Below are 23,677 nucleotides of genomic sequence, written 5' to 3' on the forward strand. Positions count from 1 at the left end.
ATAAAGCACCTTGCTTCGGCAGGGCGCTTTTTTTATTTCTCTTTGTTTCTTTTTTAAAATTGGAAGGATTCTGCGGATGACAAATAGTTGATATACGTAGCCGACTGAAAGACGCGTTGATTTATTTTTCGCTTAAATTACAGTATTACACGGTTCTGAAACCCGGGGAAGGGGCCAGGGCGTTGCGATTCGCCCTCTGCCCCTTCCCCGGAAAGAATCGCGAAGATATCAGCTAAGAAAGAGAAATTTGGTTCGCTAATCACAACACGTGTGCCTATTTGACTGCAAATACTCGCCGAGTAAAGGAAAATTACAGATAGTCTCTCCTTTTCAAATAAAAGTACATCAAGATAATAACGGCAAAGGTAAGCCCCAAAAGCCACCAAAAAGCGTGGGGCTCTTCTGAAAAGGGCAGCGAGGTGTTCATGCCCCAGTAACCGCCGATAATGGTGGGGACGGTCAAGAGGATGGTAATGGAGGTGAGGGTCTTCATGACGTCATTTAAATTATTGCCCACGAGACTGGAATAGAGATCGGACAGTTTTTCTACTGTCACCGATGCTTCTTTTACCATGACCCGCGCTTGTGTACTTTCAACTTTTAAACCATTGAGCAGTTGGTTTCTGGAAGGGGAGCTGTTCAGCGAATCCAGGTGAAACAAATCGTGTAAGACGAACTCGTTATTCTCCGTGGCCATGGAAAAGCGGATCAAACTTCTCGACAGTTTGATGAGTTGTTGAATGGTCTCGCTCTTCGTCGAGCGGGCCATGTCCCCCTCCAGCACTTCGATGCGCGCGTTAATGTCTTTTGTCAGATCAATATAGGATTTACAGATATGGTAAGCCAGGTCGACGAGGGTTTTCTCTTTCGGAAAATTTTCGTCTTTGATCAGGCGATGCCCTTTGTTCTCTAAAAAGCCGGAGAAGGCCCGATCATCTTGGTATTTTACAGTGATGACCACCTCCTCAGTGTTAATCATCGCCAAGGGCCGGGTTTCGTAAATGCCTTTCGCCACCTCCACCGGATAGCGGAGAATAAATAAATCGTAGGTCGAACTCTCCCGGCCGTCGCTTCGGGCCACCTCCCCGGGGTCGGCGACGGAAGAGAGGACGCTTTCGGGCACTTTGTATTTTTGTGACAAGGACCGAATCTCCTCCTCCGTCGGGTCGATGAGATGAACCCATCGGCAGGTGTCATTCTCTGATAAATCCTCAGTCCTTACGCTGTACATTTGATCATGGTTGTAAACATAGTATTTCATGACATCTCCTCAGGTCATCATGTGTGAATCTATTTGCAATGGGCGATTTTTCCCATAAGCTTCTGATTAAACTCTACACCTTGCGCGGTTTTATTTCCATAGCCGAAGAGATGAATTCAAGCGACTTTTTTCTTTGCGGAAGGCCGCATTTTCCCCGTCCCCACCTTTTTTTGGCCGCGCCTAAGTTGTAAGAAAATGCCTGCGCCATTTTCTACTAATTGGGATGCGTCGCGGGAAGAAGAATGTGAGGTGGGCGAAGAAACAAATTAGTCAACGAAAATTGCTTGCCCAAATCAAAATGATTCAAAAACGAAGAAGCCCAATACAAATCAAATGCCGTCAGGCATTTGCACTGCTAAAAGGCGTTTGTGGGTGGATGGGGATGGGGCCCCGGGGAAGGGGCAGAGGGCGAATCGCAACGCCCTAGCCCCTTCCCCGGGTCTCAAAGCCATGTAAGAATGAATATTCAAGCGAAGAAAGTTTCTTGAATTTCTAACATTAGCTACGCTTTTAAAAATCTATCACCACTGAATTAACGCCCTTTTTCCCTCCCCCGGAAGTCGTTGATGAAGCTATGGTGTGAAAGAAATTGAATAAATTTACTTGCAAATAGTGGGCCACTGAAAACCAAGAACAAGAAATGAGAAAAAGAATTGAAAATAATCATATGCAAATCACAAATTCAGAGAATAAAAAAACAAAAACTCTTTTCCTATTCCTCTTGCTTGCGCATTCGCAAGCAGGAGGAATATTTTGTCCTCAATATTTTAAAGCAAATATGGTTTACAACCCCCTTTCTACGCGATACAATGACCAAAGCAATTCGAAGCAGAAAGGTTGGTTTTGCAGTGAATATTTTAGATACAGTCGGAAAGACGCCCCTCGTGCAATTAACCATGGGTGGCGGCCGCATTTACGCCAAGTTGGAAAAGAATAATCCCGCCGCATCCATTAAGGATCGGGTGGCTTATCACATGATCGAAGATGCGGTGAACCGCGGCGTGCTCACGCCGGGCATGAAGATTGTGGAGCCCACGTCGGGCAACACGGGGATCGCCCTGGCGTTGGTGGGCAAGCAATTGGGCTATGATGTGGCCATCGTCATGCCCGCCTCCATGAGCGACGAGCGCAAGGCGTTGATTCGCTCTTTCGGCGCGGAGCTGATTTTAATCGAAGAGGGGGGCATGCAAGGGGCCGTGGACAAGGCCAAGGAAATGGCGGCCACCGGCGAGTATTTCTTGCCGGATCAATTTAACAACCCGGCCAACCCCCGCATTCACGAGCTCACCACGGGGCCGGAGATTTTGTCGGCCCTTGACGGCGATGTGGCGGTGTTTGTAGCGGGCATCGGCACCGGCGGCACGGTCACCGGCGTGGGTCGCGCCTTAAAGGCGGAAAATCCCGCCACGTATATCGTGGGCATTGAGCCGGCGGAAAGCCCGTTGATTACGGAAAATAAAGCGGGCACCCACAAGATTCAAGGCATCGGCGCCAATTTCATTCCCGGCAATTACGATCCCGAGGTGGTGGACGAGGTCATGACCATCGAAGGCGATGAGGCCATTGCCATGGCGAAGCGATTAAGCGCAGAAGAGGGCCTGAGCGTGGGCATTTCTTCCGGCGCCAATGTGGCGGCCGCCCTGAAGCTTTCGGAGCGCTTCGAAGGAACTATCGTCACCGTGCTGCCCGATGCCGCCGAACGGTACATGTCCACGGAGCTTTTTTAGGCTATGTTATTTAAGGAGCGCATAAAAATCGGCCGAGTGATATTAGAAAAGGACCCGGCCTGCAGAAATTTGTTTGAAGCCATGTTTCTCTACCCCATGGTGGCGGCGCTGTTGAGCCATCGCCGCGCCCATCGGCTGTATAAAAAGGGCCACACCACCCTGGCCCGCTTTCTTTCCCACCGGGCCCGCAGAAAAACGGGGATCGAGATCCACCCGGGGGCTATCATCGGCGAGCGGTTGTTTATCGACCACGGCATGGGCGTGGTCATCGGCGAGACGGCGGAAATCGGCGACGACGTCACGTTGTATCACGGGGTCACGTTAGGCGGCCGCGGCCTGAGCAAAACCAAGCGCCATCCCACGGTGAAAGACGGCGCCATGATCGGCGCGAGGGCCACGGTTTTGGGCCCCATTACCATCGGCGAAGGGGCCAAGGTCGGGGCCGGTGCCGTGGTGCTGGATCCCGTGGCGGACAACACGACGGTGGTGGGGGTACCGGCGGAAAATGCCCACCCGAAAACGGCGGATTTTCAGTTTTCTCTCCCCCATCACGCCTCCAAGGTATCTGCCCGCTAAATTACGAGCCGCCTCTCTGCACCAATTTCCATCGGCGGTGCATCAAAAGGCTATGAAAAGCGTCTCCTCGGGAGGCGTTTTTTCTTTTCCTTTCTTTTTGTATTGAAATTGTTTTCAAAAGAATTTATCATGGTTTATAAAGGAGGTAATTATGTTTTGTACTCACTGCGGACACGAATTGTCCCCTGAAGATAAGTTTTGTACCGGATGCGGCGCGCTTGTAGACGACGGCCCCGCGTCGGAGGAAGAAACCCTTTCCTACCGACCCGCCCCTATACCGGAAGGGGCATCTTCTACCTACGACCGCTTCCCGGAAAATAATCGCCGCCAAGTGCCCGGCCGATTTAATTGGGGCGCCTTTTCCATGACGTTGATTTGGGGAATCGGCAATCGATGCTACATAACCCTATTGTGCCTCGTTCCCATCGTCAACATTATTATGCCTTTTGTTGCGGGCTTTAAGGGCAACGCTTGGGCCTATGAAAACAACCGCTACCGCGACATGGAAGAATTTTCCCAAGTACAGGACACGTGGAATCGCGCCGGATTTATCTGCTTTATCATTCAATTGATCTTCGGCACGTTCTGGATTTTCTTAACACTTGTGTCGGGCTTAAACCTATTTATGGCGCCCGTTTTAGGTGATATATGATGAAATGTTTACATTGCGGCGCAGACAATGCAGCCGATGCAAAATTTTGTAAATCCTGCGGTCAACCGTTGGAGAGTGAAATCGTAGAGGACACGGCCGTCATAAAACCGGTGGACGCTTACGATGCGAACCCGGCCTATGGCTACGACGAGGTCGAGGAGAAAAAGCCCGTGGACAAAAAGAAGGGCGTCATCATCGCCGCTTCCGTGGCCGCCATCATCGTGCTTCTTGTGCTCTCGGTGTTTATCTACCGCACGAGCCGGCGGATCAGTTTGGAAAAATCCGCTGCCGCCGCCATTGAAGATGAAAATTACGACAAGGCCCGGGAGCAGTACGAAAAGCTCTACGACATGATGGGTCGCAGCGTCTACAAGGATCGGGCGACGGAGGCCAAGACCATGGCCAAGGACGTGGATCTTTTGGACGAGGCCAAGGATGCATTCCAAAGCGGCAATTATGCAGACGCCTTGCGTATGTACACCGCCATTCAGAACCACGAAAACAATCTTTCCGACAAGGCGAGAGACGGTGCTTTTGATGTGCTTGAGGCGGTAAGTCAAAAGGTTGAGGCCCTTATCGAGGCCGACGACTACGACAGTGCCATGGACATGGTCAACGGGCTCATCGCCATTGCACCGGACAACAGCCGCCTGAATTTTTTAAAGAAGGAAATTAAGAATGGGGCGCAAAATTTAAGCGAGGAAAAAATCCGCACCGCCACCGCCGAATCGGAAGCCGCCAAGGCCGCGGAATCAGCGCAAAAAAGTGCCAAGCGGGCCTCGGAAGCGAACCGCATTCTTTACACCGTGCAATACGTCACCGCCGGCGAGGCCAATGTGCGCACGGGCCCGGGGAAAAATTATCCCGTGGCCTACACCTTGACCCGCGGCGCCGAAGTCTACATCATCGACACCCGCTCGGATTCCGTCAGGACCTGGTGCAATATCGGCGACGGATGGATTTCCTACCGGACCTTAAACGGCGAATTTTAAATTTTTCCTGAAGATTCCTCCCAAGACCCTTGTTTAATTGCATAGCCAACTGATTAAAATCCGATTTTCTATTTTGAATAAAAATCCATTCTTACATGGTTTTGAGGCCCTGGGATGGGGAAAAGGCGTCAATTCTGTGGTAATCGATTAATTGAAGCCTAGCTGACGTTAGAAATTCAAGAAACTTTCTTCGCTTTAAAATTCATTCTTTCACGGCTTTTAAACCCGGGGAAGGGGCTAGGGCGTTGCGATTCGCCCTCTGCCCCTTCCCCGGGGCCCCATCCCCATCCACCCACAAACGCCTTTTAGCAGTGCAAATGCCTGACGGCATTTGATTCCTACCGGGCTGTGTTGCGTAAGAAAGATTTTGAGTTGGGGCAGTCTACTTTTTAAAAATGGTAACGGCTCGCCTGACTCATTGTCATCGTCTAGCGAAGAAGCCCAGCATACAAAAAACCCTGTCGGCGGACAGGGTTTTGTTTTGCGCTTATTTCAAGCTGCGGCCAAAGGCATCGGCCTTTAAGGCGGCGGCTTTTATTTTTTCCACGGAAATGGGTTTGCTCGAGCGCTTGTATTCCGTGGTTTCGGGAACGAAGGTCATCATTTCGTCCAGATCGTCTGCCGTGAGGCCCACGTCTTCCAATGTAATGGGCAGGCCCAAAGACTGATTGAAGCGGGCGATTTTTTCCAGCTCCGCCTCGTTGTCGTCGTAAGCGTGAAGGACCATGACGCCGAAGGAGACCACTTCGCCGTGAAGGTACTCTCCTTCTCTCGGGATCAAGCAGGCGGCGTCGAAGAAGATGTGGGCGATGTAGGAATTGTAGTAGAAATCCGGCTGATTGGTGAGGTTGCTCACATAGCCTGTGGAGACCAAGACGTCCAGAGCGATTTCTTCCACGGCGCGGGAGACGCGGTTGTTCTTCACATCCTCAAGGCCTTCTTTGCCCCACTTCAGGAAGGGCTCTTCGCAGGTTTTGGCAATGCCTACGCCCAGGCGGGCCATGTGGCTCAAGTCGTCGCCCTTCGATGCGGAAAGGACTTCCGCCTGTTTGCTGATGCCGTCGCCGATGCCGGCCCAGAAGTAAATCTCAGGGGCTTCGGCGATGATTTTCAGGTCGATAAAAATATCCGAGGGAGACTTGGGAAATTCGTAGCCTTTCACCCGGCCCGACTCGTCGTAGACCACGGCAATGGCGGTCATGGCCGCGCAGTTGGAACAGATGGTGGGAAAAGAAAAGGCGGGCTTGTCGGCGCGGAGGGAAAGGACTTTCGTCGTGTCCAGGGCCTTGCCCCCGCCGATGCCGAAGAGTACGTCGGCTTCTTTCACGGCGGGCTCATTTTTCAGCCGCTCGATGTTGGCGTTGGTGCACTCCACGCCGTAGACGAAGGTGCCGGTGATTTCCACGTCGGTTCCTTTCAGGGCGTCGTTAATTTTTCCAGAGGCGGCCTTTAAGGCGCGCTCGCCGCCGATGAGGGCGACTTTTTTAAAGCCCCTCGACGCCAGCACGTCGGGCAATTCGTCGTATCCGTCTTTGGACAGATGGTAATTCGGCATATACATAATCTATTCCCCTTTTCTTTGCGATAGTAGAAAAACACTATACACCCCCGCGGGATGAGACGCAAGTATGAATGAGGAAGAATCTATTCTTCCTCTGCGGGCTTTTCCCTGCCCGCTTCTTTTTTGTCTTCCCCCGCCTTTTTATCCGGCGCCTTGTCTTCCTTCGGCTTTGCCTTCACCGGCTTCACCGAGGGCATAATGCCCTTGGCCACCACTTGAGGGAAAAGGTAGAGGCCCAAATTTTTCGGGTGGGTGTGGTCGGATATAAAGAGTTCGTCTTCTTCCTTGGCGATTTTGTGCCAGTCGATAAGGTGTACCCGCTTCGACGCCTTCGCAGCATTGGCGAGCTTCTCATTCACCGGCTCTTCCCAGGGATCGGGCATGACCGTGTTGACCAAGTACACGGGATGCTCTCCCGTGGCGGCGATGATTTCATCCAGCACCTTGGTATTGAAGTCGTAATTGGTGCCCAGTTGAATGACGATGGGGGCGTCCTCTGAGAGGGCACTTAAATCGTGGCTTTGAAGAACCTCCAAGCCCTTCTTCATTTGGCGATTTTTCATGCCGTCGACGGTAAATTTCGGCAGAAGCAGTTTAATGTATTCCGCTTCCATTTCCGTAAGGCTGTCGCCGATCATAAGGCCGTCCCGCGCGGCCAGGGCGTTCACCTCTTTTTCCCCGAGGGCCACTTGGGGCCAGCGGCGGTTGATTTCCTTGATTTCGTCGGAGAGGTTTTCGTCGTCGATGGGCTCGGGGGCCTCGGCCTTGGCCGCTTCTTTTTCCTGTGCCTCGATTTTTTTCGCCTCGGCCTTTTCTTTTGCCGCCATGCGGGCGGGACTAAAGGCAAAGGTGCCGATGAGTGTCATAAGGGCGAGGGCGGCGGCGGAGACGGTCCAGATGCGCTTTTTCACCGGGCGCTTAAAGAGGCGGTAGGTCACTTCGCCCAAAATGAAGAGGACGGGCAATTGAAGGAGCACCACGACAAAGTAAGACAGCTCACTATGGGAGAAGGCCTGTTGAAAGACAAGCATCACCGGGTACTGCCACAGGTAGAGCTCATAGCTGCGGGTGCCGAAGTAGCGAAGCAGGGGATTGCCCAGGGCCTTGGCAGTCGCGTTATCGTCTTTTGCCGTATAGAGCAAGAGGGCCGCGCCCACGATGCTGAAGAGGGCCATGCCGCCGTAGTAGAGGAAGGCGGAGGTTCTGAAGAAGGCGAAGGAGAGGAGCATGAGAAGCAAGAGCCCCGCGGCGGGCAGTGTTTTCGCCTTTTGACTGCCCTTGAAGCTGCCCTTCTCGCCGATGAGCCCGGCCAAGGCGCCCATGGCGAAGGCGAAGTAGCGGGTGTCCGTGCCGTAGTAAATGCGGGTAATGTCTTTTGTAAAGGGCGTCATCAGGGGCATGAGGAGAAGGGAGATCCCCCCGGTAACGACGAGGGAAAGGGCGAGCTTGCCCCGATTTTTTCCGCAGAAGGTTCTCAAAATTGCCCAAATAAGATAAAACTGCAGTTGTGCCGACAGGGCCCAGAAGTGGGTAAAGGGCAAAAATTTTCCGTGGAGATCGAAGTAGGAGAAGCCCCGGAGGATTTGCTGGTAGTTGTTTACACCGAAAATGGCGCTGATCCCCGAAGCGGCCACGTCGCGAAATTCCCCATGAAAGGCAATGGCGGCGATGAAGACCACCACGGCCACGACAAAGACCAAAGGCGGCGTAAGCTTTTTGTATTGTTTGGCAAATTTCTTAAGGGGGGCATGATTTTTCTCCGATAAGTGTTGGCCCATGAGCAGGTAGCCGGAGAGGAGGAAAAACATAACCACGCCCAGGTAGCCGCCGACGATTTTGTGGGGATAGAGGTGGTAGAGTATGACGCCCCACAGGGCCAGCGCCCGAAGCCCTGTAAAAGATTTTATTTCTTTGTGCACATTCAGTCTCCTTCTTAACGCACGAAAAGAATGGCCATGTGACCATTCTTTTCGTCTTTTTTAATAAAAGCGAATCCCTGAAGTATAAGCTTGCGATTTAGTGATTATTTGCCGGCGGCTTCTCTGTCTCTTCGTTTAATGTTCTTATAGCCTAAGATCCACAGGGGCAGAATAATCAGTGCCCAGTTGAAAATACCCAGGTATTTGTAGGCATTTTGCACGATCCACATTAAGCCCAAGGTGGAAACCAGGTAGCAAACCACCAAAGAAACCACGGCGATAATGGCTTTTTTCTTGACCAAATTGGTTTCGTTCTTCATGACGTGGGGTTCCATGCGGGTCACGATGCCGAAGATAAAGCCGACGGCGGTGGTGATCAGTGCCAGGAAGAGCAGGATCGGATAAAGGACGGAGAGGATCGAAATGTCCAATTTATTGACGACGGCGATGGTGGGCAGCGCTCTGGAGGCTTCGTCTAAATAAATGTCGGGCATTTGAGAGAAGATCAAAAGGGTGATGCCCACGAGCATGAGAATGTTCATGATGCAGCCGATGATCATGGCGCCTTTGGCTTCATTTTTGTATTGACCGCCTTTAAAGGATGCGGTAATGCCGCCGATGGCGCTGATTTGGAAGCCGGCATAGGTCAATGCCCACAAGAGGGAGTTGCCGATGTTGCCGGGGACGGTGGCATCCGATGCGGAAATGCCCCACTTGGTAGCCTTCGGATTCACATAGCCTTCAGAGAAGAGGCGGGCGATGTCCGGTCCGAATTTAATCAAGCCGGAGATAATAACAATAGAGATAATGGCTAAGATCATAATGGTCATAATCGTGGCATTTTTACGAACCAGCTCTTCGCCGAAAATAACCAGCAAGGTGACGACGACCACCATAAAGACGGAGCCGACGAGAACGGGCAGCCCCAGGTATTGATTCACCAAAAGCCCGCCGGATGCGATGGTGGCAGCCGATGCGGCGATGGTGGTGATGATGACACTGACGTCCATGGCCGGGGTAAAGATTTTGGCGTATTTGCCGTAGGCTTCCTTGGACCAGGCATCGTAGCCCCATTTATCCGTTTGCCGCGCCGTTTCAAGGCCGACATAATAAGTAATGGCGATCAGGATAAAAGTAAGAATCGGCATTAGGGTGCCGAACCATCCGTGGTTTGCGAAGAATTGAAGTTCTTGCGTCCCCGATGCGAAACCTGCGCCGCAGTGGGTGGAGAACCACACCGTCGCAACACCGAAGCTGATGGATGTAAGATAATTGCGCTTGTCGTTATTCACGATATTCCTCCAATCTAAGGGGTTGCTTCTATTTATAGAAATAGTATCACAACCGCCCGCCCTTGAAAAGAATCTTTTCACCGATTTGACACGCTTTCTTAGGCTTTTTCCCCCTTTTTCGCTCCATTTTGATATAATAGCACCAATCCAATCATTTTTTATTCAAGGAGGTTTTTATGTCTGAGAAAAAGGCCTTTACTCTGGGCCTCATCCCCAAGCTTATCATTGCCATTGTTCTGGGTATTTTGGTAGGCTCCTACCTGCCGGAAGTGGTGACGAAAATCGCCGTCACGTTCTCGGCAAACTTCGGTAAGTTTTTGAACTTCGTCATTCCCCTGATGATTATCGCCTTTGTGTCCAAGGGCATCGCCGACTTGTCGGAAGGCGCGGGCAAATTGCTCCTCGCCACGGTGGGCATGGCTTACTGCTCCACTTTAATCGCCGGGAGTTTGTCCTACACCATGGCCCATGGCATCTTCCCCTCGTTCATTTCCACGGAAATGGTCGAGCAGATCAAATCGGCCTCCGAAAAGAATTTAAGCGCCCTCTTTGAGATCCCTCTGGATCCCGCCATCGACGTAACCGGCGCCTTGATCCTTGCCTTTATGGTGGGCCTTTGCGTGTCGATTTTACGTCAAAAAAACAGCGGCGACACGTTCTACAAGCTCATTAACGAATTTAACGAAATGATTAATCTGGTTTTATCCAAGGCAATTATTCCTTTGCTTCCCTTCTTCATTTTCGGTAACTTCGCCAACATGGCCTACTCCGGCAGCGTCTTCGCCATTCTCTCCGTCTTTATTCGGATCTTCGGCTGCATTTTGGTTCTGCACCTGCTTTACGTCTTCGCCATGTTCCTCGTGGCCTGCACGGCGACGAAGCGCAATCCCTTCAAGACCTTTACGAAGATGTTCCCGGCTTATTTCACCGCCGTAGGTACCCAATCGTCCGCCGCCACCATTCCCGTCAATGTGGAATGCAATAAGCAAATGGGCGTCAGCCGCCAAATTCGGGAATTCTGTATTCCCCTTTGCGCCACGGTCCACTTGCCCGGCTCCATGATTACCTTAACGGCTTGTGTCTACACCTTGCTCTATATGTACAACATGCCCCACGGCTTCGGCTTGATTATTCAATTTATCGCCGTCTTAGGCGTGGCCATGGTCGCCGCACCGGGCGCACCCGGCGGCGCGGTTATGAGCGCACTGCCCTTCTTGCCCATCGTCGGCGTGGCTACCAACTCGCCGATGGCATCGATTTTGATTTCCCTTTATTTAACCCAAGACTCCTTCGGTACCGCCGCCAACGTAGCCGGCGACAACGCCATTTCCATGCTCGTGGAAAAAGTGTACTACAAACACATTTTGAAGCAACCGAAACCGACGGAAGAAAGTCTTTCTTAATGCAAAAAACCGGCCATGACAGCCGGTTTTTTTGTGCGAAAATTTATTCGTTCATGAGGGAACGTTCGTCGGGATCGCCGCTAAAGGTGACGACGCAGACTTCCGGACCTGTGTGGGCGCCGATGACGCAGCCCACCCGTTGGTCGATGTCGATGTTTTTCTCTTCCATACCCATCTCTTTGATTAAAAAGTCTTTGACCAGCAAGACCCGCTCGGGCCAGTCGCCGGAATAGACATAGACCCGTTGGTTGGGATTGAACGTACCGCCGACGGATTTCTCGTTCAGGTATTTCTTCAGCTTTTTCAAAAAGGCTTTCTGTCCCCGGTACACGTCTAAAAGGGCCAAGGTGCCCTCTGCTTTGTTGACGTCGAGAATGGGGCAAAGTTGCAGCACGCCACCGGCGATTTTCGCCGTCTTGGACACGCGGCCGCCGCGATGGAGGTATTCCAAACTGCCTACGGTAAAGAATTCGTAGGAGGTGGTTTTGATTTTGTTTAAGTAATCGGCAATGGCCTTAAGGCTTTCCCCGCGGTCCCTGAGGAGGGCGGCCTTCAAAACCAAAATCCCTTCGCCGAAGGTGGCGGTTTTCGAATCCACCACTTCGATTTTTCCCGGATACTCCTTCTCCAAGGCGGCTTTTACCATCTCCGCCCCTTCGTAGGAACCGGAAAGGCCGGAGGAGAGGCTAATGTATAAGACCTCGTCTCCCTCTTCCAGGGCCTTTCGAAAGGCCTCTTCCATGACTTGGGGCATGACGCGGGAGGTGCTGTAGGTGGTGCCTGCCCGCATGTTGTCGTAGAAGTTTGAAATGTCCATGGCATGGCCCGTTTCAAATTCGTTTTCTCCGTCGGAGACGGCGATGGGCAGCTGGACGATGTCGTATCGCCCGGTGATGGTGAAATTAATATCCGCACCGTCGTCGGTAAATAATTTTATCATGAGTCGCTCCTTATGGCGTTGATTTTTCTCTTTTTCCGCCGGAATCTCCCTGCAGGAAATTTCCGTTTGTCATTATATTACGTGTTACGGCGTTTAAAGTCAACGAGGGCCGCGCCATTGGAGCTTTTTTATTTTTCGGCACCTGTAAGCTGATTTTTTGCCAACAGGATCACGAGCATGGCCACGCCGAAGAGGACGATGCTCCCGCCGGGCTTAAGGCCCAGGTAGTAGGAGAGGGCGAGGCCGCCTTCGGTAAATAGGATGCCGAAGAAAATGGCGGCGACGTGGGTTTTTTTGTAGCTGAGTTTCAACTGCAGGGCGCAGGAGACGGGAAGCACCAAAAGGGAGGAGATGATTAAGACCCCGACGGTGCGGGCGGAAATGGCCACGGTAAGGCCGGTTAAGAGGACGAAGATGCCGCTCAGTCGATCCACATGGATGCCTGCCAGGCGGGCGGAGATGCTGTCGAAGGAGAGGTAGAGAAGTCTTCTGTAATTATAGATAAGAAAGAGCACTACGCCACAGGAGACGGCAAGGATCATGTAGAATTCGAAATCCGTAATGGCCACGATGGTACCGAAGAGGAAGGATTCGAAATTGGCCCCGCCTTTGACGAAGCCCGAGAGGATCGATGCCAGGCCCACGCCGGTGGACATAATGACCGCCGTGGAAATTTCCCCGTAGGAGGGGAAGCGGCGGCGAATCCATTCCATGGAAAGTGCCGCGGCGGCGCAGGTAATGATGGCGCCTAATATGGGATTGATCCCGATTAAAAGCCCGAACATGACCCCGGCCAAAGACACGTGGGAAAGGGCGTCGCCGATCATGGCCAAGCGCCGATTCACAATCACCACGCCCATGGCGGGAATGACGATGGAAAGGAGAAGGCCTACGACCATGGCCCGTATCATGTAATCGTATTGAAATAGCGCCATTGACTCACCTCTTTTCCAAAACGCCGTCTTCTAAGACGTAAATGCCGTCGATTATTTCTTCCACCAAATGCAATTCGTGGGTAATCATTAAAATGGTAATGCCGTGCACGTCGTGAAGGTGGCGCAAGATGTGGAAGAGCTCTTCCCGCGCCTTAAAGTCGATGCCTGTGGTGGGCTCATCTAAAATCAGCACGTCGGTCATGGAGATCAGGGCCTTGGCGATTAACACCCGCTGCCTTTGCCCGCCGGATAAGGCGCCGTAGAGGCGATGGCGAAAGTCTTCTAAATCCACGAGGGACAGGGCATCGTCGATGCGGCTTTTGCGCTCCTCTTCATTTAGCTTTTCTCCGTAAAGGCCCAAATCCACCAACTCTTCCACAGTAATGGGAAAGTCGTAGGAGGCGACCATGAGCTGGGGCACGTAGCTGATGCGGGAAAAATCCGTGTCCTTTCCCAGGGGCTTGCCGTCGTATTCGATGGTGCCCGATGTGGGCTTCTCGATGCCCAAAAGGAGTTTGATTAAGGTGGATTTTCCCGAGCCGTTGGCCCCTATAAATGCGAGAAAATCTCCCTGTTTAACAGAGAGATTTACCCCTTTTAACACATCGTTTTTCCCGTAGGAAAATCGCAGGTCACTGACCCGATAGATTTCTTTCATTGCAATGCAGACTCCAGTGTTTTCAGATTGCTTTCCATGCGTTCGAAATAGTTTTTATCGCTTTCGTATTCCATGGGATCCAGTTCTTTTACTTGTGCCCCGGCTTCCGATGCGATGGTTTGAGCTATTTTATCATCTTCGTGGGGTTCCGTAAAGACGGTTTTAATGCCCTTGGCTTTCATTTCATCGACGATGGTCTTCATGGCTTTGGGATCCGGTTCCGATTCGGAGTTAATGCCTTCGATGGGGATTTGATTTAAGCCGAATTCTTTGGCCAGGTAACCGTAGGCTTCGTGGCTGACGACGATGTCTTTGTATTTGGCTTTGGAAAGCACCTTTTCGAAGGAATCGTTCAAGGCATCGAATTTTTCGCTGAGTTTTTCGTAATTGGCCTTATAGAAAGCGGCGTTGTCGGGGTCTTTGGCCGACAGGGCTTCGCAGATATTTTTTGCCATTTCTTCGGCATTTTCCGGAGACATCCATACGTGGGGATCCATGCCTTCGTGTTCGTGATCGTGTTCAGCTGCGTCGTGTTCGTGGTCGTGTTCAGCGGCGTCGTGATCGTGGTCGTGATCGGCGGCATCGTGATCGTGGTCGTGATCGGCGGCATCGTGATCGTGGTCGTGATCGGCGTCTTCATCGTGGTGGTGATGGTGGCCGCCCTTTAAGAGCTCGATGCCTTCGGAGGCTTCCACAAAGGTGGCGTCGCCTTCTGTGGTTTCTTTAAAGCGATCCGTAAAAGATTCCAGGCCGGCGCCGTTGTAGATAAAGAGGTCTGCCTCGTTTACTTGGTTCATGTCCTTCGGCGAGGGTTCGAAGCCGTGAACCCCTTGGCCCTTGGGAATCAAGCAGGTAACCGTGGCCTTGTCCCCGGCGATTTCTTGGGTCAGGTCTCTGAGGATGTAGGTGGTGGTGACGACCTTCAAGCCTTCTCCCTTGGGCTTTTGGCTGTCGGTGGCCACTGCTTTGTTGTTGTTATTGTTATTGTTATTGTCGTTGTTGTTGGTTTTTGCGCCGCAGGCGGTGAGCATCAAGGCGGCTGTAGCCAAAGCGACGAGTTGTTTTATTTTCATCGTATCCTCCTAAATAGAAATCATTGTTATTTAACGGATCTAAGTATACCACTTCTCCCCGCTTTTTGGGAGGTTTTATCATAAATTTTTTTCACCGCTTTTCTTTTTTCTTCCCATGGCTTATGATGGAGCGAGGAGGTATGCCATGGAAAAATTACTGAGAGAAAAAGGCTTAAAGGTCACGAAGGGCCGCTTGGAAGTGCTGAAGATTTTACAACAGGCCCGTGTGCCCATGTGTGCCATGGACGTGTTTAACGAAACGCAGAGGGCCATCTGCGCCTCGTTGTCCACGGTGTATCGGATATTAAATCAGCTCACCGAGGCGGGGATTTTACAGGTTTCTCTGGAGCAGGAAGAAAGCACCTATTACGAAATGAAGGGCGATCATCACCACTACATCGTCTGCGCCCGCTGCGGCAAGCTCGCCCCCATCGACGACTGCCCCATCGACGCCTTAGACGAACACATTATGCGCGCCACGGGCTACGCCATTACAGGCCACCGCTTTCAGCTGGAGGGGATTTGCCCGGACTGCCTGAAGAAATAAAACGGAACCGCGGATATTTTTCCGTCGGTTCCGTTTTTGTTCTCTATTCAAATGTTTTACGCCTTTTTGCCCTGCCGAATCCACAGGGCGAGGACGACACTTGCGGCGGTGATGGCCATGTTTAAAAGGACGACGTGCCTCGGTGCATCCATGCCCCCTGTGGCCGTCACAGCCCCCGCCGCGGCGAGGACCACGTAATTGGCGAGGGAGGAGGCCATCATAACCACGGAGGTGATTTTCCCCTTATGCTCCTCGTAAAGGCCGTTGGCTTCGGCCACCACCAGCTGCAAGACGCCGCCGGCGCCGCCGTAGCCGATGAAAAAGCCGCCGATTAAGGGCGAGACGGGGCTTTTCACCACGTAGGTAAAGGCCAGGGCCGCAAAACAAATGGTCGGGTAAAGGACGAGGACATCTTCCGTGTCGATTTTCTTAAGCACCACAAAGGCCGTGGCCAAAATGGCGACGATGGTGCCCGCGGCGTAGACGGATTGAATCATGGAAGGATCATTCATGCCGTAAAGGCTTCCCAGCTCCTGATTGCAATTGAGCCACAGGGTAAAGGTGGCGGTGGCGGTAAAGCCCATGAGCACCACGGGCGCGATGCCTCGGCGAATGCCCGCCGATGACTTCGCCTTCCCATCGGCTTTTTCCATGGCGGGGAAAGGGGCCGTGAAGATCAAGAGGCCGTCGGCGGCGATGAGGGCGCCCAAAAAGGCGAATACCGCTGTGTAGGAGAAGGTGCGGGCCGCGGCAAAGCCGATCATGAAGGGCAGGACGAATTGGCCCAAGGACATGGCGAATTTCGTAAACATATTGGCCTTGGCGCCTTTTTCCTTAAAGAGCTCGAGAATCGTCGGCGTGACGCAGGTGTCTAAAAAGGAATTGGCCATGCCGCCGATAATGGCCGCGGCGTAGGCGGCGGAGGCGGAGGTGCAAAAGGCGATGCCGAAAAAATACAGGGCGTACAGGAAGACGCCCACGAGGCCCGATGTCTTTCGCCCCCATTTGTCGGAGACGTAGCCCGAAAGGGGCAGGGCCACGAGTCGGCCCAAGCCCAGGGCGGCGATAACCTGGATGACGGCAGAAATATCCGCCGCGCCCCAGGCGCTTTGCAGGGCGGTTTTGTACTGAGACAAGATAGATACGCCGATGCCGTGAATAAAGTAAGTAAAGTACAAAGGCAGGGCGGTGCGCAAGACGCTTCGATTGGATTGCATGGATCACCTCGTAAATTTTTCAAAAAAAAAGTGACCCGCGGGCCACTTTTCCGGCTTTTTCAAGCCGTCTCGATGGTATGCCATTCCGATTTTTGGTAAGCAACAGTAAGTAAGAAACAACTCTAAGTAATAAAACTTATAGCTAGGAGTAAGTCGGCACGTTCGCCCATCGATAGGTATATTATCACATGAATTGCCGATTCCGTCAAGGGTTCTTTATCTATTGCCCACCAAATTTTTACAGATCCATAAATTGACGAAGGGTGTCGTAAATTTCCCTGGTCATTTCACGAAATTCCACCGGCGTCTGCTTTTCGTTGACGGAAAAGAGGTCGTCGAGGAGGTAATTAAAGGTAACCGAGAGCATGCCCTCTTCGATTTCTACATAAAAGGCCAGCTGTTTGTTTTCGATGACGGCTTCAAAGCCGTAGCTGTCCCCGTCTAAGATGCGGATGCACTCGTCGTAAATGGCCACGAGCTCTTCGAATTTAAAGAAGCTGTCTTCCGCCTCAAAGTCCACCTCGCCGTCTGTGCCCTGAATCTTGCAGATTAAATAATCGGCACTGAAACCCGTACCCACGCCCCAGCCCGGCTCGTACTCGAATTCCAGGGCGTCCACGGAAATTTCTTTTATGCCTTCTCGTAAGTGAAACATACTATTTCTCCTTCGTTAGGCAAAAGCCTTGTTCTTCGGCGATTTCTATAAGAGCCGCCCGATTCGCCGTGGCGCCTTTTAGGCGAGAAACCACTTGCTTGGAAAAAGAATCTACCCGGCGATTGGCATCCCTGAGGTCGTAGTAGGTCTGCATTTCTTCGTCGTAATCCTTAATGGCTTCCATGTAATTGTCCAAAACCACGTAGCTGTCTGTGAAGCACTTAAGATCCATGGACATGCGGGGCTTCAGCTGCGGCGATTGATTGGGATGGCCGAAACCTAAACCGAAAACGGGGAAGGTGAGCTTGGGCAGATTTAACAGCTCGATGACGGCGCGGGCGTCGTTTAAAATACTTCCCAGATACACGGCGCCAAGCCCCGCCGCCTCAATGGCGTTGGTGACATTTTGTGCCGCGAGAACCGCATCGGTGACGCCTTGGAAGAAGCGATCGCTGTCTGCCTCGGCTGGAAGTTCCACCCCTTGTTCCCGGGCGATGCGGCTATTTCTGTAGACGTCGGCGACAAAGACCCACAGCTCCGGCGCCCGGGCGATGTATTCCTGCCCGCCGATGTCGGCCAGGGCCTTTTTCTTCGCCTCATCGACGATGCGAATAATGGAATAAGACTGCATCCCCGTAGAGGTGGCCGTGCGATTGGCGACGTCTTTGAAGGTCTCCACCAATGCCGGATCCACCGGCGCATCGGTAAATTCCCGAATGGTCACGTGGTTTAATGGTCTATCAAAAAGGGTTTTATCTGCCATTACTTCCTCCTCTGTTTCTCTTTCAGTCGGCGAATCCACAAATTGCCGATTTCCGCCGTGGATTCCATGGTTTTAATCTGCATACGCAATAGGCCTTTGAGGGACTCCGCCAAAGCGGCGTCTTCTTCGTTTCCCGCGGTTTTAAACAGCCCGCCCTCGTCTTTTCCGTAGAGCTCGATGACCATTTCCCCGGGGCCTGTGACATCGGCGTGTTCCACTTCCACGACCAAGGGCTTTTTGTCCGCGGGCAAAAGGACGCCGGGGGTGCGCATGGCAGGGAGATTCACATCCCCGCCCTCGGCAAAACTTCCCTCGGCCTCCGATAAATAGACGCCCCTATCGGTGATGCCGTCGACCAAATAAAAGCGCCGCCCATCGCCCATGAGCCATAGGCCGTCTCCCGCTTTCAAGCGCGCCAAATAAGCCGCCTCCACGGGCAAAAAGCCCGTCTCATCCGGCAGCTGATCCGTGTGTAAATAATAGGCCCGATTTCTCTCGCCCATGCCATCCCCCATTTGTAAATAGAAAAGGTACCGACGTTGGCCGGTACCTCATGCATTGAACGCTTATTTTGCGTTTTCGTTGATCCATTTCATGGATTCTTTTACCGCTTCATCCGTCGGGATTTCAACGCCGGTTTCCGGATCTTTTCCGGCTACCTTACCGTAGATGTCCGATGCCGGAGCGTGTTTGTCGTTTTGATTTTCTTGTTCTCTTCTTGCTTTTGCTTTTTCTTCTTTGTTAGCCACTATAGCCTCCTATTTGTGATACACATGGCCGGCGTGAATTCGCGCAGCTCGATAAATCTGTTCCATTAAAACGACGCGCATCAATGTATGTGGCAAAGTCATTTTCGAAAAGGACAAGAGCCAATTCGCCCGCGCCTTCACGGCGGGAGAAAGACCCATGCTGCTTCCGATGACGAAGACCACGTCCCCGGCGGTTGTTTCAATAAAATCGTATAATTTTTCGGAAAAGGCCGGTGAATCCACCTGCTTTCCCTCCACGGCCAACACGATTACCGTATCCCGCGGATTTATTTTTGCCAAAAGGGCCTCGCCCTCCCGCTCAAGCACCCCTTGTGCCTCTTTTTCAGATAAACTTTCCGGCGCACGCTCGTCTTTCAGCTCCACCACCTCTGTGGGCGTATAGGGCCGCAGGCGCTTCACATACTCCGAAACCAAGGCGCTCAGGGCGGGATCTTTTAATTTTCCCAGGGCCAGAACCTTTAGTTGCACCTTAGATCAGCGCCTTCACTGCTTCAAGGGCTTTGTCGTAATCCGGGTGATTGGTCACTTCTTGGACGTATTCCACGTATTTTACCTTGTCATCTGCGCCGACGATAACGATGCCGCGGGTTAAGAGGCGCAGGCCTTCGATTAAGAAGCCGTATTTGTTGCCGAAATCGCAGATTTGATAGTCGCTGACGAGTTTGGCGCGGTCGATGCCTTCAGCGGCGCCGAAGCGTTCTTGTGCGAAGGGCAGGTCGTTGGAAATGGTGATGACGTGCACATTGTCGCCGAGATCGGTGGCCATTTGATTGAAGTTGCCTGTTTGAATGGAGCAAACGCCGGTGTCGATGGACGGTACGACGGAATAAATGCGTACGGTGCCGTTTAATTCCTTGGATTCAAAGGGGCTTAAATCGTTGTTTACCGCTACAAAATCCGGCGCAGTGTCGCCGACTTTAATTTCTTTACCTAAAATGTTGATGGCGTTTCCGCCGAATGTAATATTTTCTCTGGACATGATGTACCTCCTAAAGTTCATAAATCATATATCTTATGTATATCCTAAAATTCGGGAAACTAACAGAAAATCTGCCGGAGATTTTATTTTTTCCGTCTTTTGCGCCAAATGCCCGACGATGCGGTATGATAGTAAGGAGATAAAGGAGGCATTATGACCCTACAAGCTACCGCCCTCGTCTTCGACGGGCACACCCCCGCAGCCTTGGCCGTCATCCGAAACCTGGGCCGCCGCGGCGTGGTTTTTCGCACCCTGGACGCGGCGCCTTCCGACTACGGCATCAGCCGCTACGTAAAAGATGCCGTGCTGACAAAACATCCCGGCGACGACGCCCTTTTAGAGGCCCTCCTCGCCCTTTCAGACGGCCGACCGGTGCTCTTTCCCACATCTTCCGCCCATGTGGATTTTATGGCGCGGCATTTTTCCCTGCTAAAAGACCACTTCCGCTTCCCCGCCCCGACGGCCGAGGCCCTGTCCTCCGCCGGCCTTACCGCTCTTTTTCGCGAACTTATGCCCCCGGAAAAAGGCCTTAATAAAGCGCCGGATCAATTAGTCATCGACATCGCCACGACCCTGGGCTTTCCCTGCTTAATCAAATCCCGCCACGGAAAAAAAGAGGCGCCGATTCAATACATCCAAAGCGCCGCTGCCTTTTCCCGTGCCCTCGAGAAAATCGAACCGGCGGATTTCTACGCCGAGCGCTACGTGCCCGGCGAGGCCTGTGACAATTACACCGCCTCCCTCTACTACGCGGAAGCCGGCGAACTTTCGGGCTTTGTCACGGCGCAGGTGCTGCGGCAGTACCCCGAATTTGTCGGAGAGGCCACTTATTTGAAACAGAAATGGATTCCCGAGCTCATCGGCCTCGTCCATCCCCGCTTAAAGGCATCGGGCTTTCGCGGCATTTTCCACGCCCACTTTAAGCGCGATGAATTTACGAGAAAAGTCTACATCACCGGCGTGAGCGCATCCTTCTCCCCGGAGACGGAGCTTTACACCCACCTGGGCTTCGAAACCCCCTACCTCTATTATTTGGACAGCCTCGGCGAAGATGTGCCGAAGGTGTTCTTTCAATCGGACACCAATTGCCACTTTCTCGACGGCTGGCGAGACATGGCCGGGGTGGCGGGTTACATCAAGACGGGCCACATGGGCCTGATGAAAATTCTCGGCGACTACAAATTCAGAAAAGTCCCCGCCACCTGGGCCTGGGACGACATGGGCCCGGGGCTGAACAAGCTCGGCGCCGAAGCCGCCAAAGGCGCGAAGATCCTTTACGACAAGCTTCCTTTTCATCAATAACGACAAAAGCACCCAAATGGGTGCTTTTATTTGTTCTCATAATGATGGGCGCAGGACAGGATAATCAACCACTCCTCCTCCACCTTATAAATCAACCGGTCTTCCGTATTGATGCGCCGAGACCAATAGCCTGTCAATTCATACTTTAATGGCTCCGGCTTACCGATGCCCTCAAAAGGCGTCCGAAGAATGTCCTTAATAAGCAAATTGATTCGCTTCAGCGTTTTTTTGTCCTTTGTTTGCCACGAAATATATTCTTCAAAGGCCCCGTCGTGAAATGCAATCTTCATCTACTCGTCCAATAACTTCTGTTCCTTAAAAAGTCCCCGTTCCACCTCTTCGGCTCGGCGAATTAACTCCTTGTAGTGAACCGGATCTTTCATAATATGATCGTTTTCGACGAGATTATTGTAGGCTTCCAGGCTGATCATCACCACGTGACGATCCTCTTTCCGCGTCACGAGCACCGTCTCCATGTCGTTGACCGCCTTGTCGCAATACTCCTTAAGATTGTTGCGCAAATCGCTGTAATTAACTGCCAACATCTTATCACCTCTTTCGTTCATTGTACAAGATCTTGTACGTTTTTGCAATCCTCTTTCTCAGGAGTAACAAAAAACGACGCTTGCTTTTTTGGCAACGCGTCGTTTTCATTTGGCGGAGCGGGTGGGATTCGAACCCACGTGCCCGTGAAGGCAAACTGATTTCGAGTCAGCCCCGTTATGACCACTTCGATACCGCTCCTCGCATATTGACTTAACGAATCTATTATACAGGATTTATTCCTGTTTTAAAAGGTCGTTTTTCAATATGCCCCGGTTTACAGCTTGATAAAGTCCAAGGGATTTTTCGCCACGCCGCCGACGCGCACTTCGAAGTGCAGGTGGGGACCGGTGGAACGGCCGGTGGAGCCGATTATTCCGATGGATTGGCCTTTTTGCACCACGTCGCCGACTTTCACGTTATAGGCGCTTAAGTGAGCGTAGCGGGTGGAGGTGCCGTTTTGATGATCGATGATGATGAGGTTGCCGTAGCTTCCCGCCATGCCCACGCGGGTGACGACGCCGCCGTCTGCGGCCACGACATTGGTGCCCGTGGCATTGGCCAGGTCGACGCCGTAGTGGAAGCGGCCCCAGCGGGGACCGAAGGGGGAGGTGAGGCGACCGACGGTGGGGGTCATGAAGCTGCCCGTAGCCAGGCCTTCTTTCGTGCCTACGGCGACGATTTCATCGACGGGCTCCTGAATCAGACGGCTGGATTCGGTGACGGAAGAGGTGATTTTACCGTTTTCCGATTTCACGCAGGTGGTGGTCTCTAAGAGCCCGGCTTTGCCCGCCTGTGCCACCTTTTTCACGCTCTTCACTTGATTGGGATCTTCCTTCGTCACGGTTTTAAAAGCAACCGGTGATTGGGCCTTCATTTCCTGCTCTAAGGTGACGGTGATCATAGGCGCCGGTTTCAAGACGGTGATTTTCGATCCCTTGTGCAGGGGATCTTGCCAATTGGCGTTTAAGGCCTTGATTTCATCGACGGTCATGTTGAATTTCTCGGCCACGGACGCCAAAGATTCCGTTTCCTCGGCTACATAAACCGCCTCTTCCCGGCCGCCGGTTAAGAGAAGCTTGAAGGCTTCATCTACGGTGAGGATCTTCTCTTCGGTCTTCACGGCTTCGGCCTTGATTTCAGGTTCAATGGCCATGCGGCGCACGGTGGCGCCTTTTGCCTTAAAATGGTTTTCTAATTTCGCCATGAGGGCGTCGTAATCGGCGGCGTTTTTTAAGTAAAAGACTGCATCGCCGACGCTGACCTTCACGGCCTCTGCGGCTTTTTCCGCTTCCGCAGCCATGGGCGTGGGATTTTCCGCCGCTACCGATGCAGCAACTACCGGGCTATGCACCATGCCTGCCGCCATCACTGCCGCCAGGGCGCCTACATTAATTGTTCGTCTGATCTTGTTCATGAATGTCTCGCTTTCTCTATGGATTTGAAGCTCGAGGCTTCTTTCGTTACTATTTTGTAACTCTTTTGAGCACGAGGTTTATTATAACAGAGAATCCGCCACCGTCTATTGCCTAAAGACTACAAAAAGATGACAGTTTCATGACAAGATCCGTACACAAAATAAACATCCCCCGGCGTAGCCGGGGGTTTTCCTTTTTCGGCCCAAAGGGCCTGCATTACTAGCTGCGCCTGAAGGGCGTCGGTGGTCTGCCCGTGCTAACATTACTCGGCTACCCCTTAAAGGGGTTCGTCGTGTCAAAGGTTAGTTGCTCACTTATTTGATCTTCTTTCAGCTGATTTTGAATGTATTCCTGAATCTTTTTAGCGTTTTTTCCCGCTGTATCGACGTAATAGCCTCGGCACCAAAACTGCCTTCCCCTATATTTAAATTTCATGTCTCCCCATCGTTCATAGATCATGATACTGCTCTTACCTTTTAGAAAGCCCATGAATG

General features: G+C 52.2%; 26 protein-coding genes and 1 tRNA gene. 7 read left to right on the plus strand and 20 right to left on the minus strand.

The window, feature by feature from the left end; genetic code table 11:
• Positions 1-310: 310 nt before the first annotated feature.
• A complete protein-coding gene (locus KO087_RS07195; protein ID WP_215508600.1) occupies positions 311-1,261 on the minus strand; it encodes a magnesium transporter CorA family protein in 951 nt (316 codons plus the stop codon).
• A gap of 809 nt (positions 1,262-2,070) precedes the next feature.
• Here KO087_RS07195 and cysK point away from each other — a divergent pair.
• The 4 genes from cysK (at position 2,071) to KO087_RS07215 (ending at position 5,208) form a co-directional block, all read left to right on the plus strand.
• Positions 2,071-2,988 carry a cysteine synthase A gene (gene cysK / locus KO087_RS07200; RefSeq protein WP_215508601.1) on the plus strand — a complete coding sequence of 306 codons (918 nt, stop codon included), beginning with the start codon at positions 2,071-2,073 and terminating at the stop codon, positions 2,986-2,988.
• A gap of 3 nt (positions 2,989-2,991) precedes the next feature.
• Positions 2,992-3,564, plus strand: coding sequence for a serine O-acetyltransferase (cysE, locus tag KO087_RS07205; protein WP_215508602.1), 573 nt, complete (start codon positions 2,992-2,994; stop codon positions 3,562-3,564).
• 151 nt (positions 3,565-3,715) lie between these two features.
• On the plus strand, positions 3,716-4,216 hold the full coding sequence (locus KO087_RS07210) for a zinc ribbon domain-containing protein (protein WP_215508603.1): 501 nt from the start codon (positions 3,716-3,718) through the stop codon (positions 4,214-4,216).
• Positions 4,216-5,208 carry an SH3 domain-containing protein gene (locus tag KO087_RS07215; protein ID WP_215508604.1) on the plus strand — a complete coding sequence of 331 codons (993 nt, stop codon included), beginning with the start codon at positions 4,216-4,218 and terminating at the stop codon, positions 5,206-5,208. Before KO087_RS07210 ends, KO087_RS07215 begins: the two co-directional genes overlap by 1 nt.
• Positions 5,209-5,695: 487 nt before the next feature.
• Here the strand turns inward: KO087_RS07215 and KO087_RS07220 are convergent, their stop codons facing one another.
• The 3 genes from KO087_RS07220 to KO087_RS07230 all read right to left on the minus strand — a co-directional run bounded on the left by KO087_RS07220 (position 5,696) and on the right by KO087_RS07230 (position 9,980).
• Positions 5,696-6,769, minus strand: coding sequence for an iron-containing alcohol dehydrogenase family protein (locus KO087_RS07220; protein ID WP_215508605.1), 1,074 nt, complete (start codon positions 6,767-6,769; stop codon positions 5,696-5,698).
• An 83-nt stretch (positions 6,770-6,852) separates the two neighbouring features.
• On the minus strand, positions 6,853-8,688 hold the full coding sequence (locus KO087_RS07225) for an acyltransferase family protein (RefSeq protein WP_215508606.1): 1,836 nt from the start codon (positions 8,686-8,688) through the stop codon (positions 6,853-6,855).
• A gap of 104 nt (positions 8,689-8,792) precedes the next feature.
• Positions 8,793-9,980, minus strand: a complete 1,188-nt coding sequence (locus KO087_RS07230; RefSeq protein ID WP_215508607.1) for a hypothetical protein — start codon at positions 9,978-9,980, stop codon at positions 8,793-8,795.
• A gap of 176 nt (positions 9,981-10,156) precedes the next feature.
• On the opposite strand from KO087_RS07230, the gene KO087_RS07235 reads away from it, so the two are divergent.
• Positions 10,157-11,383 carry a dicarboxylate/amino acid:cation symporter gene (locus KO087_RS07235; protein ID WP_215508608.1) on the plus strand — a complete coding sequence of 409 codons (1,227 nt, stop codon included), beginning with the start codon at positions 10,157-10,159 and terminating at the stop codon, positions 11,381-11,383.
• Positions 11,384-11,426: 43 nt separating this feature from the next.
• On the opposite strand, the gene KO087_RS07240 is transcribed toward KO087_RS07235, so the two are convergent.
• The 4 genes from KO087_RS07240 to KO087_RS07255 all read right to left on the minus strand — a co-directional run bounded on the left by KO087_RS07240 (position 11,427) and on the right by KO087_RS07255 (position 14,989).
• Complete coding sequence (locus KO087_RS07240; RefSeq protein WP_215508609.1) at positions 11,427-12,323, minus strand: DegV family protein; 897 nt, start codon at positions 12,321-12,323, stop codon at positions 11,427-11,429.
• Between the two features lie 128 nt (positions 12,324-12,451).
• On the minus strand, positions 12,452-13,258 hold the full coding sequence (locus tag KO087_RS07245) for a metal ABC transporter permease (protein ID WP_215508610.1): 807 nt from the start codon (positions 13,256-13,258) through the stop codon (positions 12,452-12,454).
• Positions 13,259-13,262: 4 nt separating this feature from the next.
• Positions 13,263-13,916, minus strand: a complete 654-nt coding sequence (locus KO087_RS07250) for a metal ABC transporter ATP-binding protein (protein WP_215508611.1) — start codon at positions 13,914-13,916, stop codon at positions 13,263-13,265.
• Positions 13,913-14,989, minus strand: coding sequence for a metal ABC transporter substrate-binding protein (locus KO087_RS07255; protein ID WP_215508612.1), 1,077 nt, complete (start codon positions 14,987-14,989; stop codon positions 13,913-13,915). Before KO087_RS07255 ends, KO087_RS07250 begins: the two co-directional genes overlap by 4 nt.
• Positions 14,990-15,134: 145 nt before the next feature.
• Between KO087_RS07255 and KO087_RS07260 the strand changes: the two genes are divergently transcribed.
• Positions 15,135-15,536: a Fur family transcriptional regulator gene (locus KO087_RS07260; RefSeq protein ID WP_215508613.1), complete on the plus strand. Its 402-nt coding sequence runs from the start codon at positions 15,135-15,137 to the stop codon at positions 15,534-15,536.
• Positions 15,537-15,592: 56 nt separating this feature from the next.
• On the opposite strand, the gene KO087_RS07265 is transcribed toward KO087_RS07260, so the two are convergent.
• The 7 genes from KO087_RS07265 to tpx all read right to left on the minus strand — a co-directional run bounded on the left by KO087_RS07265 (position 15,593) and on the right by tpx (position 19,920).
• A complete protein-coding gene (locus tag KO087_RS07265) occupies positions 15,593-16,753 on the minus strand; it encodes an MFS transporter (RefSeq protein WP_215508614.1) in 1,161 nt (386 codons plus the stop codon).
• A gap of 238 nt (positions 16,754-16,991) precedes the next feature.
• Positions 16,992-17,408 (minus strand): hypothetical protein, encoded by a 417-nt coding sequence (locus KO087_RS07270; RefSeq protein ID WP_215508615.1) that lies wholly within the window; start codon positions 17,406-17,408, stop codon positions 16,992-16,994.
• Between the two features lies 1 nt (position 17,409).
• Positions 17,410-18,171, minus strand: coding sequence for an NADPH-dependent oxidoreductase (locus tag KO087_RS07275; protein ID WP_215508616.1), 762 nt, complete (start codon positions 18,169-18,171; stop codon positions 17,410-17,412).
• Complete coding sequence (locus tag KO087_RS07280; protein WP_215508617.1) at positions 18,171-18,674, minus strand: hypothetical protein; 504 nt, start codon at positions 18,672-18,674, stop codon at positions 18,171-18,173. Before KO087_RS07280 ends, KO087_RS07275 begins: the two co-directional genes overlap by 1 nt.
• Before the next feature lie 63 nt (positions 18,675-18,737).
• Complete coding sequence (locus KO087_RS07285; protein ID WP_251374962.1) at positions 18,738-18,920, minus strand: CDIF630_02480 family spore surface protein; 183 nt, start codon at positions 18,918-18,920, stop codon at positions 18,738-18,740.
• A 9-nt stretch (positions 18,921-18,929) separates the two neighbouring features.
• A complete protein-coding gene (rlmH, locus tag KO087_RS07290; protein ID WP_215508618.1) occupies positions 18,930-19,409 on the minus strand; it encodes a 23S rRNA (pseudouridine(1915)-N(3))-methyltransferase RlmH in 480 nt (159 codons plus the stop codon).
• Between the two features lies 1 nt (position 19,410).
• Positions 19,411-19,920, minus strand: a complete 510-nt coding sequence (tpx, locus tag KO087_RS07295) for a thiol peroxidase (RefSeq protein ID WP_215508619.1) — start codon at positions 19,918-19,920, stop codon at positions 19,411-19,413.
• Between the two features lie 153 nt (positions 19,921-20,073).
• Here tpx and KO087_RS07300 point away from each other — a divergent pair, with 153 nt between their 5' ends.
• Positions 20,074-21,222: a hypothetical protein gene (locus KO087_RS07300; protein WP_215508620.1), complete on the plus strand. Its 1,149-nt coding sequence runs from the start codon at positions 20,074-20,076 to the stop codon at positions 21,220-21,222.
• Positions 21,223-21,248: 26 nt separating this feature from the next.
• On the opposite strand, the gene KO087_RS07305 is transcribed toward KO087_RS07300, so the two are convergent.
• From KO087_RS07305 to KO087_RS07325, 5 genes are all read right to left on the minus strand, one after another.
• Positions 21,249-21,512, minus strand: a complete 264-nt coding sequence (locus KO087_RS07305; protein ID WP_215508621.1) for a Txe/YoeB family addiction module toxin — start codon at positions 21,510-21,512, stop codon at positions 21,249-21,251.
• The gene (locus KO087_RS07310) at positions 21,513-21,767 is read right to left on the minus strand and encodes a type II toxin-antitoxin system Phd/YefM family antitoxin (protein ID WP_215508622.1); all 255 of its coding nucleotides are present in this window, start codon (positions 21,765-21,767) and stop codon (positions 21,513-21,515) included. It lies immediately after the preceding gene.
• A 110-nt stretch (positions 21,768-21,877) separates the two neighbouring features.
• Positions 21,878-21,966 (minus strand) — tRNA-Ser (locus KO087_RS07315).
• Positions 21,967-22,042: 76 nt separating this feature from the next.
• Positions 22,043-23,182 (minus strand): peptidoglycan DD-metalloendopeptidase family protein, encoded by a 1,140-nt coding sequence (locus tag KO087_RS09545; RefSeq protein ID WP_215508623.1) that lies wholly within the window; start codon positions 23,180-23,182, stop codon positions 22,043-22,045.
• Between the two features lie 271 nt (positions 23,183-23,453).
• On the minus strand, positions 23,454-23,677 hold a 224-nt coding region (locus tag KO087_RS07325; RefSeq protein WP_215508624.1), incomplete at its 5' end, for a transposase.

Origin of the sequence: Peptoniphilus rachelemmaiella, assembly GCF_943169845.1 — a bacterium.
Lineage (GTDB): Bacteria > Bacillota > Clostridia > Tissierellales > Peptoniphilaceae > Aedoeadaptatus > Aedoeadaptatus rachelemmaiella.

Coding starts and splice junctions, on each gene's coding strand:
- KO087_RS07195 (WP_215508600.1), bottom strand. CDS start 1,261: ATGAAATACTATGTTTACAACCATGATCAAATGTACAGCGTAAGGACT.
- cysK (WP_215508601.1), top strand. CDS start 2,071: ATGACCAAAGCAATTCGAAGCAGAAAGGTTGGTTTTGCAGTGAATATT.
- cysE (WP_215508602.1), top strand. CDS start 2,992: ATGTTATTTAAGGAGCGCATAAAAATCGGCCGAGTGATATTAGAAAAG.
- KO087_RS07210 (WP_215508603.1), top strand. CDS start 3,716: ATGTTTTGTACTCACTGCGGACACGAATTGTCCCCTGAAGATAAGTTT.
- KO087_RS07215 (WP_215508604.1), top strand. CDS start 4,216: ATGAAATGTTTACATTGCGGCGCAGACAATGCAGCCGATGCAAAATTT.
- KO087_RS07220 (WP_215508605.1), bottom strand. CDS start 6,769: ATGTATATGCCGAATTACCATCTGTCCAAAGACGGATACGACGAATTG.
- KO087_RS07235 (WP_215508608.1), top strand. CDS start 10,157: ATGTCTGAGAAAAAGGCCTTTACTCTGGGCCTCATCCCCAAGCTTATC.
- KO087_RS07240 (WP_215508609.1), bottom strand. CDS start 12,323: ATGATAAAATTATTTACCGACGACGGTGCGGATATTAATTTCACCATC.
- KO087_RS07245 (WP_215508610.1), bottom strand. CDS start 13,258: ATGGCGCTATTTCAATACGATTACATGATACGGGCCATGGTCGTAGGC.
- KO087_RS07250 (WP_215508611.1), bottom strand. CDS start 13,916: ATGAAAGAAATCTATCGGGTCAGTGACCTGCGATTTTCCTACGGGAAA.
- KO087_RS07255 (WP_215508612.1), bottom strand. CDS start 14,989: ATGAAAATAAAACAACTCGTCGCTTTGGCTACAGCCGCCTTGATGCTC.
- KO087_RS07260 (WP_215508613.1), top strand. CDS start 15,135: ATGGAAAAATTACTGAGAGAAAAAGGCTTAAAGGTCACGAAGGGCCGC.
- KO087_RS07265 (WP_215508614.1), bottom strand. CDS start 16,753: ATGCAATCCAATCGAAGCGTCTTGCGCACCGCCCTGCCTTTGTACTTT.
- KO087_RS07270 (WP_215508615.1), bottom strand. CDS start 17,408: ATGTTTCACTTACGAGAAGGCATAAAAGAAATTTCCGTGGACGCCCTG.
- KO087_RS07275 (WP_215508616.1), bottom strand. CDS start 18,171: ATGGCAGATAAAACCCTTTTTGATAGACCATTAAACCACGTGACCATT.
- KO087_RS07280 (WP_215508617.1), bottom strand. CDS start 18,674: ATGGGCGAGAGAAATCGGGCCTATTATTTACACACGGATCAGCTGCCG.
- tpx (WP_215508619.1), bottom strand. CDS start 19,920: ATGTCCAGAGAAAATATTACATTCGGCGGAAACGCCATCAACATTTTA.
- KO087_RS07300 (WP_215508620.1), top strand. CDS start 20,074: ATGACCCTACAAGCTACCGCCCTCGTCTTCGACGGGCACACCCCCGCA.
- KO087_RS07305 (WP_215508621.1), bottom strand. CDS start 21,512: ATGAAGATTGCATTTCACGACGGGGCCTTTGAAGAATATATTTCGTGG.
- KO087_RS07310 (WP_215508622.1), bottom strand. CDS start 21,767: ATGTTGGCAGTTAATTACAGCGATTTGCGCAACAATCTTAAGGAGTAT.
- KO087_RS09545 (WP_215508623.1), bottom strand. CDS start 23,182: ATGAACAAGATCAGACGAACAATTAATGTAGGCGCCCTGGCGGCAGTG.